This window comes from Pedobacter sp. FW305-3-2-15-E-R2A2 (assembly GCF_038446955.1).
In the GTDB taxonomy this organism is placed as follows: domain Bacteria; phylum Bacteroidota; class Bacteroidia; order Sphingobacteriales; family Sphingobacteriaceae; genus Pedobacter.
Map to the genome: position 1 here is coordinate 7060323 of NZ_CP151803.1, position 13787 is coordinate 7074109.

Sequence of the window (13787 nt, forward strand, 5' to 3'; positions counted from 1 at the left end):
TTACACGATTAAATATAATAGAAAAAATAATCTGCAAATATCCCACAGTCACAGTACTTTATCTGCAAGCAATCTTCAATACAAAAAAAACAGAAATCAGATTTCCTAATGACAACACAATTTACTCAATGATTAATAAAATAACCCTAAAGATTTTCAGCAATCTGAAAACTAAAAAGCTGTCACCCAAAGGTGACAAACGACGGCTAACATCCTAATTACAAAAACGTTAGAAAAAATTAAGGATTTTGATCTGCGGAGGTCAATGCTTTGTTCGCATCAAATTCTGCCTGGGGAATTTTAAATAAAAACTCATCACTTTTGGCAGGCATGCTCATTTTTATCGCAGTAGTACTATCGAGATTACTTCCTTTCCTGTCTAAAGGAAGCTTTAAGCGCCAAATATCAGCATACTTAAAGCCTTGAGCCTATAGCTCTATTTTTTCTTTGCAGCAATATCTTCGCAAGAATACCTTCAGCACCCGCCGACATCAGGCCTAAATTCTTTCTCGCTGCCTTTGTCATGACCGCTGCAGTATTCCAATCTTATATCGTTAAGGTAACCCTGGCATAAACACCTTTGGTCACATTGAAATTGATATTTGATTTATTCGCCTGCTGCCCCGTCAGCAAAGGAACTACCATTTTTAGATCTGAAGTAATCGATGGGACACCTCTTTTGATGTTGTCCGTCCCTGGCGCTGCGCTGTTGAAGTCGTTGGCAATAAGGTTAATATGCCCTTACTATCTTCATGACCTATATAAGTATGCTGAAAAAAGAACGATAAGTTATAAAAAGCAAAAGCCAGGTAAGTTAAAGTCTCACCTTCTGATACTGAATCTTATTCATTTTTTTTATTCTGATAAAGAAGGGAAAACAAGAGATAACCAAGGGTCCCATAACCATTTGTTTTTTTCAAAAAAAGCGGAATCGGTTCCGCTTTTGAAATTACCGATTTATTACAAATACTAAATCAACAACAGACACACCTGTTAATCAATCAGAAACAAAGAATTCAAAAAAAGTTGCTTCCCATTCTCCCAGAAGGAGCGGAATAGTACGTCACTCCCCAGGTAAACAACAGCCCCTTTTCCTATCGATTGCACGCCAAAGACCATTCCTGAACTCAGCTTCTTTACCACATTCTTTCCTGCCACACCTGCCACATAACTTCCGGTTTTCAAAACGCCTACATTCCATCCCCGGCTCAGATGCTCATACACCTTATCATCTGTTTTTAAGGCATAATAATAGCTTCCCAAACCAGCAGCCAATGGATGACTATGGTCTAAATGGATTTTAAAGATGGCACCTGGAATCGCTTCTGATAAATCTCCCTGTTTTCTTCTTGCATACTCACTGGAATTGGTTCCACTAAGCTCTTCTTTCGGAAATTCCTTTCTTTTAATCTCGAACGGTTTCGCCTCATTCACATTCAGAATGGCATCTTCAAAAAGAATCACCTTCCCGCCAATCTTTAGCCAGTCTTCCAGTTTTCCGGCAACCTCATCTCCATAAGAACCATCCGGAACGACCAACACATTTACCTTATTGATGTCGAGATTGCCCATGTTTTTAGCATCAATCAAACTAATGGGATAATGGAGTTCCTGCTCAAAAAAGTGCCAGATCTCCCCTACACTTTGCGAAGAACTCTCCGGTCCTGCAATCACAGCCACCTTTGGCGTAGTCAGGAGCCGGTAAGCGGAAGAACCAAAATCTTTCCCTTTATCCACGAAACCACCCGAAGCCGGATAGAAAGACATCTTCAGTTTTTTCTCAATTCCTATAATTTTAGCCTGCAGATCGGGAATTCCACGCTCATTCTCTGTTCTGTAAACCAATAAAGAACCTACTGCAAAATTACGGCTGCCGAGGCTAAATGCCTCCTCTGCAATTCTCACCTTTACATTCTCCTTTTGCAAAGCAATCAGCACCTGTGCATCCTCTATAGAATTCCATGGGAAAATCCAGGCATAAGGCTTGGCAATGACCGGAAAAACTTCCTTCACCTCTTCCATCGCCGGATATCTCCCCTTTACAGATTCCGTAGTGGCATAAGCCGGGAGGCCATAAGCATAAGGTAATGCCCATGCAGTAATGTCATAAGTGTTCGAATCGCTGACCGAAGTTTGTGGCTCCAGTAATACATTGGCCAGCACAGCTTTCGCCTGTTGAAGATTCACCACCAAATCATTCCTTTCTACCTTGAAGCTTTCCGTTTTCTGCGTTTCAAAACTATAACCGCTTAAAGTTTTATCAAGCCCAAAGGCAAATTCGATTTCATTCTTTTTCAAAAGACTGACCAACCGCTTTAACCGGCTTTTATTCTGCGCTTTGATCACATACGTTTTATAAAGCCCCGGAGGGGAACTGATTCCGTTTTCGAAATACTTCTTAAACTCTTCAACAAGCTTCTCTGCATGCAGCGAAACCGTTTCCACTGTCGCCATTCCACTGGTAAAATGATGGTCTATCCGGTCTTTTAAGGTCAGTGTATCCCCATCAAGGGTAACGACAGATAAACCCGCACTAATCCCCCCCTGCTCATAAGTCATGCCGATCGCACCATTATATAAAGGGTAAGTATCTCCGTAAGAAGGGTATAATAAGTCGAATTGTTCTTTTGTAAAATATTGCCAGCCATTCTGATCAAAATACTTCGCATTGTTCTTTCCTACTGTGATTTGAAAATTCCGTTGCCATGGTGTAATGTCCTGATGAATCGGCTCCGCTGCGGGCGCAAAATAATAAGGCTCATTATAGCTTTGTTCGTGAAAATCAACATGTACCTGAGGCATCCATTCATGGTATAAAGCCAAACGTTGCTGAGTTTCTACCTGAGACTGCCAGGCCCAGTCCCTGTTCAGGTCAAAATAATAATGATTGGAACGTCCACCCGGCCATGGTTCAGCATGTTCCCTGGACATCGGATTTGAATTTGGCTGAAAACCTGTTGCCGCCGAAAAGAAATTCACGTAACGCTCTCTTCCATCTGGATTTAAACATGGATCAATGATGACTACCGTATTTTTTAACCAGCTTTGGATGTTTGGAACTTTACTATCTGTCAATGTATATAGCATCTTTAAGGCCGTTTCCGTAGAACTGGCTTCATTTCCATGCACATTATAGCTCAACCAGAGCACCGCGGGCTGCCTTGACTTAGGAAACACCTTTTCTGCATTGCTCATGCTAACATTATTCTTCCTGATTGTTTCCAGATTATCCAGGTTTTCCTTAGCAGAAATGACGGCCACCAACAGCTCTCTGCCTTCGTAAGTCTTACCATATTTCTGAATTTTGACATTTTTATTTGCCCCTCCGATATATTTAAAATATTCCAGCACTTTATAATGAGGTGTAAAACGACTCCCTAAACTGTAGCCTAAAAACTCATCAGGCGACTTTATCTGCGCTTCAACGGACTTTCCAACAAAAAACAAGCATAAAAAAGAGAGGAAAAAGTATTTCATAGTCAGCAATTAAGACTCCAAAATACTAAAGAATATTTTTTGTTTCTCTTTCATAGTGTAATTTTACCATATCATTTAGATTTATGTATATGTCAGCCATCGATTCCCTGTATCAACATTTCTTAAATTATCCTACGATATGCACCGATACAAGGAGCATTACCAAAGACTGTCTTTTCTTTGCGCTCAAAGGAGAGAACTTTGATGCGAATTCCTTTGCTGCACAAGCTTTAAGCAATGGCGCTGCTTATGCCATCATCGACAATCCTGATTATTTAAAAGATGAGCGCTGTATCCTTGTCCCGGATGTATTAACGGCTTTACAAGACCTTGCGAGGCATCACCGCTCTCTGATGAACATTCCCGTTATCGGACTAACAGGCAGCAATGGAAAAACGACGACCAAAGAACTGGTCAATGCAGTGCTTTCAGAAAAATACAAAACCTTTGCGACTAAAGGCAACCTGAACAACCACATCGGCGTTCCACTTTCCCTGCTTTCTATTGACAACGGGATCGAGATTGCAGTCATTGAGATGGGTGCGAACCATCAGAAAGAAATCGAATTCCTTTGCGGTATCGCACAACCAACTCATGGATTGATCACCAACATCGGCATGGCTCATTTAGACGGTTTTGGGGGTTTTGAGGGGGTAAAAAAAGGAAAAGCGGAGTTGTATGCTTACCTCAAAGGCCATCATGGTACCGCATTCATCAACCGGAACAATCCGTATCTCCTGGAAATGACTGCTGTTGCAGGCTTAGACAAAGTGATTTATTATGGTACCGGCGCAGGAAACACGGTGTCCGGAACACTGCTAAAAACCGATCCTTTTCTGGAACTCAGCTGGACAGACGCAGCAGGCGAGCACCAGACGACAACGAACCTTACCGGGTCTTACAATTTCGAAAATATCCTCGCTGCGATATGCCTCGGTGAATTTTTTGACCTTAGCCCGGAACAAATCAACACCGGATTATCTGGTTACCAACCAAAAAACAACCGCTCACAACTTACAAAAACAGATAGAAACACAGTTATCTGCGATTTTTACAATGCAAATCCCAGCAGTATGACGGCCGCATTGGCCAATATAAACAGCCTCAGCGCCGAACGCAAAGTGGTCATTATCGGCGACATGTTTGAACTGGGAAAAGAATCCCCCGAACAACATCGCCTGGTGATCTCTGAAGCAGAAAAAACAAACGTAGAAACGCTTATTTTCATAGGAAAAGATTTCTACGAAGAAAAAGGACAACATAGAGGTCATTTTTTTCGCAGTCCGGACGAAGCACAGGCTTTCCTTGAAAAGGAATCGTTAAGCGACCGCCTGGTCTTGTTGAAGGGCTCCAGAGGCATGGCTCTGGAACGTTTACTCCCTTACCTATAATTATTTATTTTCTTAAAAAATCCTTGCAGAAATCAGCATTACATTAAAGGCGGAATAAGGTCAAAACTCCTTCGGATGAACCCCGGATAGAACAGGGATCAAACAGGGATAGAACAGGGATAGAACACGGATAGAACAGGGACAAAACCCCTGATTTATCCGTGTTTGATTCGGGTTTAATTTGTAGTATATTTATGTTTCTTCCGAATCGGACCGGAACCATTTATTTAGCTATTAATTTAACACTCATGGCCACATTAAAAAACGGGATCAATGGTCCCTTCAAAGGAAAGGTTGGTTCAGTAATAGGCAGCAGCCGCAACGATACCGACTATATCAAAGGTTTAAGTGAAAGAACAGCCCCCTTTACCACAGGAGAACTCAAAAATCAGGGTAAATTTGCATTGGCGCAATCCTGGTTAAAGCCGCTTACAACTTACGTAAGGGCAGGATTTAAAGATTATAATAAAACAGCAAAGGGTTTTGTTGCGGCAAAATCTTTTCTGATGAAAAATGCGATCAGACTGGAAGGAGGTACTCATGTTGTTGATCCATCATTGATGCAGGTCAGTTTCGGAGATCTTCCCCTCGCGAAAGAACTGACAGTCGAGCTGATCCCAGGAAATGGATTAAAGTTCAGCTGGAATCCCGAATGGCTAGCAGACACCAATCCTGATGATCAGGTGATGCTCCTTGCCTATAATACGGCCGATCAGGAGGCTTATTATACCACTACAGGGCAATTTAGAAAGACCGGTACAGATCTCCTTAGTCTGCCAACAAATCAGGGAATCAGCTATGAGGTCTATATTGCCTTCGTTTCCGCAGACAGAACGAGACAATCACATAGTGCCTATTTGGGAAAAGTTGTGGTTTAAACGGACTATGGAACTATTGCAGAAACTTTAATTCCGGCATCACTGATTTCTTTAAGCGGATTATCGCGCATATTCTGCTCGATTTCCAACTCGTATTTTCCCGCTTTAGGGAACTTATAATTGGTTAAAAGCGGCAAAGTATAGGTGTAAAGGTTTCCGGAACCGGAACCATTCCATTGTCCGTCAGGCTGTGCCAGGCGGTATTCGTAACGTCTGCTTTCCCGTTTTTGCCCCAGTTCCCGTAAATGAAACAAGACGAAAATATTGGAATATCCGTAATCAGCGGTATGGCGTAACTTAAAGTAAATATTATAAGACTTAGCGGGCTCCGTGATCTCTACAACAGCCTTCACCTTGTTCACATAGCTCCAGTTTCTGGAGGGCATAGAAATGTTATTGTCAATGATATTATTGGTATCACAACCACTAAAAAGGGTGATTGTGATACCAGTTGCAAGCAATAGAAATGCTTTTAAATTATTCATTTTTAGGCTTATCCGTTGGTTTTTTTCTACGGTTATTATTTCTGTTCCTGTTGTTTCTGCTCGGTTTTGGTGCAGTACCGTCTGCAGGAGCTGCTGTTGCAGGATTCGCCGCTTTAGGCTGAACATCCGTCGCTACAGGTTGTGCTTTAGGCTGCGCCTTCGCTGCAGGAGCTCCGCCAGCCTGGTTCCTATTGCCCTCTGTGCGTGCTCTTCCCTGTTGTCCCGATTTACCCTGTCTTTCCGTCCTGTTCGCGTTGTTATTGTTCCTTGGCTCTCCATTACGGTTGCCTCCGGGTTTATTGTTATTATTGCGGTTTCCTTTATTTTTAGGCTTATCGTCCAGACGTGTTAAACTATCCTGTCCAACCACATTTTCATAATCAGGAGTTTTCTCAATCACGGTAGTAGTTACCAGTTCTACTGCCTCTTCCTTTAGGTTATTTGGTTTTAAACCCTTTTTATTCATGGCCATGATTTCTTTTACACGGTCCACTTTTAAAGGAATCCAGTCTTCCATATTCGGATAACTGAACCACATTAGCTTCTTAAAGATGTCTGTTTTCTGATGACGGGCAACGCCGATTTCTGTCTGCAGGTTCTCTACACGGTCAGGAATGTCCTTTAAGGCATCCAGGTAAGTATCCAGCTCATAGTTTAAACAACATTTCAGCTTTCCGCACTGTCCGGCGAGCTTCAAGGTATTCAGCGATAAGTTCTGATACCTTGCAGCAGCAGTAGAGACCGTTTTGAAGTTCGTTAACCAGGTAGAACAGCAAAGTTCACGGCCACAAGAGCCGATTCCTCCAAGTCTTCCCGCTTCCTGCCTCATTCCAATCTGACGCATTTCGATCCTGATCCGGAAAGTTTCTGCCATCTTCTTGATGAGTTCACGGAAATCAACACGGCCTTCAGCAGTGTAAAAGAAAGTAGCTTTGGTTTTATCGCCCTGATAATCCACATCACTGATTTTCATCGATAAGCGCAGGTCTAAGGCCAAGGTTCTGGCTTTATGCATGGTTTCCCACTCCAGTCCTTTAGCAATCTTCCACTTCTCGACATCAGCTTCTGTTGCCTTCCTGTAAATCTTACGGGTAACCTGATCGATCGGGGTTTTCCGGCGTTTCATCTGCATACGGACCAATTCTCCCGTCAGGGAAATATGACCCACATCATAACCTCCGGTAGGCCCTTCTACAGCTACCAACTCTCCAATTTCAAGATAAATATTCTCATTGTTCAGGAAAAATTCCTTCCTGGCACCTTTAAATTTAACTTCTACTACTTGAAAAGGTATATAATTTGAAGGCATGTCTAAATTCGACAGCCAATCGTAAACTTCTAATTTCTGACAGCCTCCGGTAAGGCATGAGCCATTACTTTTGCAGCCCGAGGGGGCGCAACCGCCACCTGTAGAACAACTTCCACATCCCATAGTTAATTGTATATATATTGAGTCCCTTTCGGGAACGTTTTAAACTTAATTATTTTTACCAATTGTAAAGATACATCTAAAAACAGAATTTTAGGGTTTGCGTTTCTTTCGATATGGTAATGTGCCCGTTCCAATTCCTGAATAATGGCCTCTGCCATCCCCAGATCAAGGACGTGGTTACTCAGCTTTTTAGCGGTGTCTAATGTTCTTGCAGGCAGTTTCACCAGTTCTTCAGCACCACTTAGCAAGAGGCTGCATTCTCTTAAAAAGTTAATTCCGTATTTTAAAAAATTCTTTTGATTTTCTCTTCCCCAGCCTGCCACCTGATCTACAAAAACCGTCAGATCCAGTACGCGGTTTCCATAACCCATTCTTAACCACTCTGCAAACTTATCCGCATTTTCGTTTTGAGTATTGGCCACCAATAGCTTCGCTTCTATCAGATTTCCATCTGCCAGAAAGCTATATTCTGTAGCCTGTTCTTCCGACATCGCGTGTTTTTCCATCAGATAGCTTTCAATCGTAGCAGAAGAAAGCTTCGGGATTTTAACAATCTGGGTGCGGGATAGCAGAGTAGATAAAATTTGTTCCTGATTGTTGGCTACCAATAAAAACAACGTATTTTTAGGTGGTTCTTCAATGATTTTTAACAACGCGTTCCCTTCTTTATCAAGGTATTCCGGAAGCCACATGATGAGGACTTTCGTCTCTGCTTCAAATGCTTTATAACTTAATTTTTTTATAATATCATGACATTCCGCAATGTTGATATTGGCCTGTTTGTTGTCCGCACTCAGCTTAGAACGCCAGATGTCCATATCAAAATAAGCATCTTCCAACAGCATACTCCGCCATTCGTCTAAGACGTCAACAGCGATCCGGGCATCCTTTGAAGCGAAGAAAGGATAGGAAAAATGCAGGTCAGGATGGATATACCGCTCGTACTTCCGACAGGAAGAACAAGCACCACAGCTATCATCGCCCTGCCTGTCAAGACAGTTGATGTATTGAGCATAGGCGATCGCCATAGGTAAGGCACCGCTCCCCTCGCTCGATAGAAATAACTGAGCATGACTCACCCTGTTTTCCCCAACTGTTTGTACCAGTTGCGCTTTAATCTGTTCCTGCCCGATGATGTCTTTAAATTGCATTTGGTGCAAAATAACAATTTTTTAGATTATTGATTTGCATATTTGCATTTATGCCTAGAATTCTAGCTTTTGATTATGGAACCAAGCGGATCGGAATCGCCGTTACAGACCCTTTGCAAATTATTGCCACAGGACTGGATACCATACACCCCAAAGACATCATTGAATACCTGAAGAAATACTTTTTAACCGAACAGGTAGAAGCATTCGTGATCGGAGATCCAAAACAAATGGATGGCTCTCCATCAGATTCTGCGCAGCATGTGAAAGGTTTTTCGAAAATTTTAAGAAGAAACTTCCCTGACATCCCTCAGTTTTGGATTGATGAGCGCTTTACCTCTAAACTGGCCCATCAGGCCATCATGCAGAGTGGCCTCAAAAAACAAGACCGACAGAACAAAGATCGGGTGGATACCATTGCAGCAACCATCATTCTGCAATATTTTATGGAACAGCCCCGTTTATAGAACAAGAATAAGGATGCTTAAAAAACAATTATGAGCCTGATTAATGAAGATATGCAGCAATTGCTGCTCAATTACTGCGAACCTGAAAGTGAGTTACTCCAAAAAATAGACCGGGAAACCAATCTGAAAGTATTGATGCCGAGAATGCTTTCCGGCCACTACCAGGGAAGGGTATTGAGCATGCTCAGCAAAATGATCAGCCCGGACAGAATTCTGGAAATCGGCACCTTTACCGGCTATGCAACAATCTGTCTGGCCGAAGGACTCAAAGAAACAGGGATCATTTATACGCTGGACATCAATGAGGAACTGGAAGAGATGGTCCGCCGCAACTTTGCAGCATCTCCGGATGCAGCAAAAATCAGGTACATCCTGGGTGATGCCACAAAAACAGTCCATGAACTTCAGGAAACTTTTGACCTGGTTTTTATTGATGCGGATAAAAAAAACAATGGGACTTATTACGACCTTATTTTCGACAGGGTGAGGCCTGGAGGGCTTATCATCGTCGATAATGTCCTATGGAGCGGTAAGGTCCTAAACGCCAATCCCGATAAAGACACTAAAAATATTACTACATTTAATGATAAAATAGCGGCAGACGACCGTGTAGAAAAAATGATTCTTCCCGTCAGGGACGGCTTATTTATCATCAGAAAAAAATAGAATATGATTAAAAAACTATTGTGGGTTTGGATCAGCATCACTTTTCTAAGTCTTGCTGCCCGGGCACAAAGTACGGAAGATTATATTGCTGAACGCCTGACACATGCGCAGGAACTCATGCGGGAACATCAAATCCCCGCAAGCATTATCCTGGCAGTGGCCATTCATGAATCTGCAGCAGGTCAGAGTAAAATCGCCCGCTATATGAACAATCATTTTGGGGTAAAAGGCCCCAATTCAAATACTGAAATCCGTTCCGCTTACCGGGATTATCCTACAGTAGATGAATCTTACGATCATTTTATTGAATTTCTTAAAAGCAGGGCCACTTTTAGCCCTTTATTTGAAAAATACGATCAGTATGATTATCGGAACTGGGCCAGGGGAATACAACGCGGTGGTTATGCCAGGAGCCGCTCCTGGTCTTCACAGATCGTTGGACTGATCAAAAAATATGAATTGTATCAGTATGACGAAAGACCAGACGATTATGTAGAACCAGCGGTAGTAATTTCCAGCAGAAAGAGAAAAAAATCCAGAAGCAGTGCTTCAGGGAAAAGATATACCGTAAAAGCAGGCGATAATTTAAGTAAAATTGCAAAACGGAATCATACGACGACCAAGGCCATTATGAACAAAAACGGATTGAAGAATGTAAACCTGAAACCCGGACAAAAAATAAAACTCTGATGAACAAAAGAATACTCCTCCTTGCCCTTATCCTCCCGATGTTCTTCGCCTGTAAGACTAAAAAATACAGCCGGAACAATAAGGAAATAGAGAAAGCTGCGAATAAAGCAAATCCAAATATCCCTTCTTATACCACTTTAAACTACATCGAAGCTTTTAAAGCAGTAGCCATTGAAGAGATGAATGCCTATGGGATTCCAGCGAGTATTACCCTGGCACAAGGCATTATTGAATCCGGCAGCGGGAACAGCAGCCTGGCTAAATACGCCAATAACCATTTCGGGATCAAATGTACTTCTGAATGGAAAGGGAAAGCTTATTACAAGGATGATGATAAAAGCAATGACTGCTTCCGGGTGTATAAAGATGCCCGTGAATCCTATAAAGACCATTCCGAGTTTCTCAAAAGAAAACGCTACAGCTTTTTATTCGAACTGGATAAGAACGACTATAAAAACTGGGCAAACGGACTGAAACAAGCTGGTTACGCCACCAATCCTAGATATCCGGCGATGCTGATCAGTATGATTGAAAAATATCAGTTGTATCAGTATGATCAATCGGAATCAGAAAAAGAAAAACTAAAGAGAGAAGACAAGATCTTTACCGAGATCAATGCCAATATTCCCCAGGAAAAGAAAAAATTCACCCCTGTGGCAACTCCGCCCTCAAAACAGGTGATCACTACGCCTGCAGATACTTCAGCCCCTGCAAAAACAACGGTGATTGGATCGGTCATGCCTGCTGCTCCGGCAGAAAAGGTCTATACCGTGCAAAAGGGAGATACACTGTATAACCTTTCCAAACGGTTCAACATTAGTATAGAGGACATAAAGACACTGAATAGCCTCAGCGAAGAGGGCATCAAAATCGGGCAGAAACTGATCTTAGTTAAATAATGTTAATATTTAATCTGCCGATATAGATATCTCGTAATTTTGTGTTCTGATGAAGTATTTAGGTTTACTCTTACTGTTTTCTTTTTTGAGCCTTAAAATTGTCGCACAGAATACTGGCGTACAAGGTTTTGTCGTGGATAAGGAGTCCAAACTCCGCCTCGCAAAGGTATATATCTACAATTCTACCAATGATGAGGGGATTTACAATACACCAAAAGGAGAATTTGCCATAAAAGCCGCTGTTGGAGATACCTTATTTGCCGTGTTACAGGGATATGCGCTCGACACCATTGTTTACAAAGGCCAGAAAGCGGTCTATTTTCAATTGAAATCTCTGGGAATCAATCTACGGGAAGTAGCCATTATTGGCGATAAATATACCCCGAGGGAACGCCATGAGAAATCCCTGAAAGAATATAAGTATGCCCTGGATAAAGGAAAAGCAAAAGACCTGCTGAACCTTGGAATGGGTGGTGTAGGATTAGGGATTGACGCCATTTACAACCTGCTGAGCAGAGATGGCAAAAATGCCAGACATTTGCAGAAAATCCTGGAAAGGGACTATAAGGAAGCCATCATCGATTATAGGTTTAAGCCTGATTACGTGAAAAGAACCTTACACATTAGTGATTTCGAGGCAGAAGATTTTATGCAGCAATACCGGCCCACTTATCAGTTTGCATTAACCGCATCGGATTATGCTTTTGTTGTCTTTGTGAGAAACAGCTATGCCAGCTACAAGCGAAATCCGGCAGCTTTCAGGTTGAAGCCTCTCCCTAAATTAACCATTGAGCAGTTTTGAGGTCGTTCTTTTTGATATATCCCCGATTGTCTGCCAATGCCATGGCCATCTACCCCTTTATCATTTTACAGAACAAACACCAAAAAGCAAATAAAACACTGGTCAATCATGAGCGCATCCACCTTCGTCAACAGCTGGAGCTGCTCATCCTTCCTTTTTATCTGCTATATATGCTGAATTATCTGGTTAACCTGATTCGTTTTAAAAACCATTACCTCGCCTATTTTAACATCCGTTTTGAAAGAGAAGCTTATACCAACGAGCGTAACCTGAGTTATTTATCGCATAGAAAGCACTTCTCCTGGTTCAGCTACCGCTCTCAAAACCCTTAATTCCCTGTCATTCTGCAATTAGTTTGCTATTAAACTTTTAATAAGCAACATTTTTGTTTTTCTTTGTAGGAATGAAGATTTTTTATGCCAGCTTCTTATTGGTTTTTGTCGCATCCATAAATACCTTGTCTGCTCAGGAAGTAGATACCATTCCAATTGATACCAAAGGTTTAGACATCAAACTAAAACGTAGTCCCTTACCTTCCAGAACAGGAGTTTTAATTTTTAAACCTGTAACCCTTTCTCCCATTGTTGTGGATGCGAAAGTAAATTACTGGAAAACAAAGACCGCGATAGGGATCAATGTGAACCAGGCAACTTTCTCGAATAACTGGAAAGGCGGTGGAGTAAATTCCCTTGCTGTAGGAGGATTGGTCAACTATAAAGCCGAATACAGCAAAGAGAACTATAGCTATGTAAGCGAGGTCATTCTCGAGTATGGGAAAGTCAAGAATAAGGATCAGCTGCAAAAGAAAACCAGAGACAGGATTTTTTGGGATAACAAAGCTGCCATACAGATGTCGAAAAACTGGTATTTCTTTGCCTCCATAAACTTTGAATCCCAGTTTGACAAAGGTTTCAGGTATGACATGAAGGATGGTGTTGAAATTCCTACCCAGATCTCCGGTTTTATGGCCCCGGGTTATCTGACCGAGTCCATGGGTTTTGAGTATAAGCCCAACAAGTACTTTTCTACAAGGATTGGTACAGGTACGGCAAAGCAGACTTTTGTATTAGATAAAAGCATATTTATAGATAAGAATCCTAAATTTGGTGTCGACTCTGGTAAGACCTTCAGAAATGAACTCGCTTTCCAGATCGTGAGCAATTTTGAAAAAGAAATCTTTACGAACACCACCTTGAAAGCAAGGTATCAGATGTTTATTCCTTACGACAGGCCATTGATTCACATAGACCATCGTCTCGATGTTACGCTGACTTCTAAGCTGAACAGACTCATGAATGTCTCTTTAAGTGGCATAGGGCTTATGGACAAAGATACCGATCCCAGTATACAAGGGAGTCAGACACTTGCGCTGGGCGTGATGTTTGTCTTCCCACGCTAATACTTTACAAATATTCCCATCTGATTCGGCCAAAATTAATAACTTTGGCT

Annotated in this window: 13 protein-coding genes; 9 read left to right on the plus strand and 4 right to left on the minus strand. The window is 41.9% G+C overall.

Annotated elements, in window-relative coordinates; all coding sequences use genetic code 11:
- Nucleotides 1-993: 993 nt before the first annotated feature.
- Nucleotides 994-3477 carry a M14 metallopeptidase family protein gene (locus tag AAFF35_RS28740; RefSeq protein ID WP_342329880.1) on the minus strand — a complete coding sequence of 828 codons (2484 nt, stop codon included), beginning with the start codon at nt 3475-3477 and terminating at the stop codon, nt 994-996.
- Nucleotides 3478-3566: 89 nt separating this feature from the next.
- On the opposite strand from AAFF35_RS28740, the gene murF reads away from it, so the two are divergent.
- Both murF and AAFF35_RS28750 read left to right on the plus strand, forming a co-directional pair.
- A complete protein-coding gene (gene murF, locus AAFF35_RS28745) occupies nt 3567-4868 on the plus strand; it encodes a UDP-N-acetylmuramoyl-tripeptide--D-alanyl-D-alanine ligase (RefSeq protein WP_342329881.1) in 1302 nt (433 codons plus the stop codon).
- A gap of 248 nt (nt 4869-5116) precedes the next feature.
- Nucleotides 5117-5746: a DUF6266 family protein gene (locus tag AAFF35_RS28750; RefSeq protein WP_342329882.1), complete on the plus strand. Its 630-nt coding sequence runs from the start codon at nt 5117-5119 to the stop codon at nt 5744-5746.
- Nucleotides 5747-5751: 5 nt separating this feature from the next.
- Here the strand turns inward: AAFF35_RS28750 and AAFF35_RS28755 are convergent, their stop codons facing one another.
- The 3 genes from AAFF35_RS28755 to AAFF35_RS28765 are packed head-to-tail and all read right to left on the minus strand — an operon-like array spanning nt 5752 to nt 8814.
- Complete coding sequence (locus tag AAFF35_RS28755; protein WP_342329883.1) at nt 5752-6231, minus strand: gliding motility lipoprotein GldH; 480 nt, start codon at nt 6229-6231, stop codon at nt 5752-5754.
- The gene (gene ricT, locus AAFF35_RS28760; RefSeq protein WP_342329884.1) at nt 6224-7663 is read right to left on the minus strand and encodes a regulatory iron-sulfur-containing complex subunit RicT; all 1440 of its coding nucleotides are present in this window, start codon (nt 7661-7663) and stop codon (nt 6224-6226) included. Before ricT ends, AAFF35_RS28755 begins: the two co-directional genes overlap by 8 nt.
- Before the next feature lie 2 nt (nt 7664-7665).
- The gene (locus tag AAFF35_RS28765) at nt 7666-8814 is read right to left on the minus strand and encodes a hypothetical protein (protein ID WP_342329885.1); all 1149 of its coding nucleotides are present in this window, start codon (nt 8812-8814) and stop codon (nt 7666-7668) included.
- 50 nt (nt 8815-8864) lie between these two features.
- Between AAFF35_RS28765 and ruvX the strand changes: the two genes are divergently transcribed.
- The 7 genes from ruvX to AAFF35_RS28800 all read left to right on the plus strand — a co-directional run bounded on the left by ruvX (nt 8865) and on the right by AAFF35_RS28800 (nt 13737).
- Entirely contained in the window at nt 8865-9281 is a 417-nt protein-coding gene (gene ruvX, locus AAFF35_RS28770; protein ID WP_069378247.1) for a Holliday junction resolvase RuvX, read from the plus strand.
- Between the two features lie 30 nt (nt 9282-9311).
- Nucleotides 9312-9947 carry an O-methyltransferase gene (locus tag AAFF35_RS28775; RefSeq protein ID WP_342329886.1) on the plus strand — a complete coding sequence of 212 codons (636 nt, stop codon included), beginning with the start codon at nt 9312-9314 and terminating at the stop codon, nt 9945-9947.
- A gap of 3 nt (nt 9948-9950) precedes the next feature.
- Nucleotides 9951-10637, plus strand: a complete 687-nt coding sequence (locus AAFF35_RS28780) for a glucosaminidase domain-containing protein (RefSeq protein ID WP_342329887.1) — start codon at nt 9951-9953, stop codon at nt 10635-10637.
- A complete protein-coding gene (locus AAFF35_RS28785; protein WP_342329888.1) occupies nt 10637-11536 on the plus strand; it encodes a glucosaminidase domain-containing protein in 900 nt (299 codons plus the stop codon). The genes AAFF35_RS28780 and AAFF35_RS28785 overlap by 1 nt, the downstream gene beginning before the upstream one ends.
- Before the next feature lie 49 nt (nt 11537-11585).
- Complete coding sequence (locus AAFF35_RS28790) at nt 11586-12338, plus strand: hypothetical protein (RefSeq protein ID WP_342329889.1); 753 nt, start codon at nt 11586-11588, stop codon at nt 12336-12338.
- Nucleotides 12335-12670, plus strand: a complete 336-nt coding sequence (locus tag AAFF35_RS28795; protein WP_342329890.1) for a hypothetical protein — start codon at nt 12335-12337, stop codon at nt 12668-12670. The genes AAFF35_RS28790 and AAFF35_RS28795 overlap by 4 nt, the downstream gene beginning before the upstream one ends.
- 71 nt (nt 12671-12741) lie before the next feature.
- Nucleotides 12742-13737 carry a DUF3078 domain-containing protein gene (locus AAFF35_RS28800; protein ID WP_342329891.1) on the plus strand — a complete coding sequence of 332 codons (996 nt, stop codon included), beginning with the start codon at nt 12742-12744 and terminating at the stop codon, nt 13735-13737.
- Nucleotides 13738-13787 lie beyond the last annotated feature (50 nt).

Excerpts from the sequence above, each read along its gene's own strand:
- murF (WP_342329881.1), top strand. The coding sequence starts at position 3,567 with ATGTCAGCCATCGATTCCCTGTATCAACATTTCTTAAATTATCCTACG.
- AAFF35_RS28775 (WP_342329886.1), top strand. The coding sequence starts at position 9,312 with ATGAGCCTGATTAATGAAGATATGCAGCAATTGCTGCTCAATTACTGC.
- AAFF35_RS28780 (WP_342329887.1), top strand. The coding sequence starts at position 9,951 with ATGATTAAAAAACTATTGTGGGTTTGGATCAGCATCACTTTTCTAAGT.
- AAFF35_RS28765 (WP_342329885.1), bottom strand. The coding sequence starts at position 8,814 with ATGCAATTTAAAGACATCATCGGGCAGGAACAGATTAAAGCGCAACTG.
- AAFF35_RS28740 (WP_342329880.1), bottom strand. The coding sequence starts at position 3,477 with ATGAAATACTTTTTCCTCTCTTTTTTATGCTTGTTTTTTGTTGGAAAG.
- AAFF35_RS28790 (WP_342329889.1), top strand. The coding sequence starts at position 11,586 with ATGAAGTATTTAGGTTTACTCTTACTGTTTTCTTTTTTGAGCCTTAAA.
- AAFF35_RS28755 (WP_342329883.1), bottom strand. The coding sequence starts at position 6,231 with ATGAATAATTTAAAAGCATTTCTATTGCTTGCAACTGGTATCACAATC.
- ricT (WP_342329884.1), bottom strand. The coding sequence starts at position 7,663 with ATGGGATGTGGAAGTTGTTCTACAGGTGGCGGTTGCGCCCCCTCGGGC.
- AAFF35_RS28785 (WP_342329888.1), top strand. The coding sequence starts at position 10,637 with ATGAACAAAAGAATACTCCTCCTTGCCCTTATCCTCCCGATGTTCTTC.
- AAFF35_RS28750 (WP_342329882.1), top strand. The coding sequence starts at position 5,117 with ATGGCCACATTAAAAAACGGGATCAATGGTCCCTTCAAAGGAAAGGTT.
- ruvX (WP_069378247.1), top strand. The coding sequence starts at position 8,865 with ATGCCTAGAATTCTAGCTTTTGATTATGGAACCAAGCGGATCGGAATC.
- AAFF35_RS28800 (WP_342329891.1), top strand. The coding sequence starts at position 12,742 with ATGAAGATTTTTTATGCCAGCTTCTTATTGGTTTTTGTCGCATCCATA.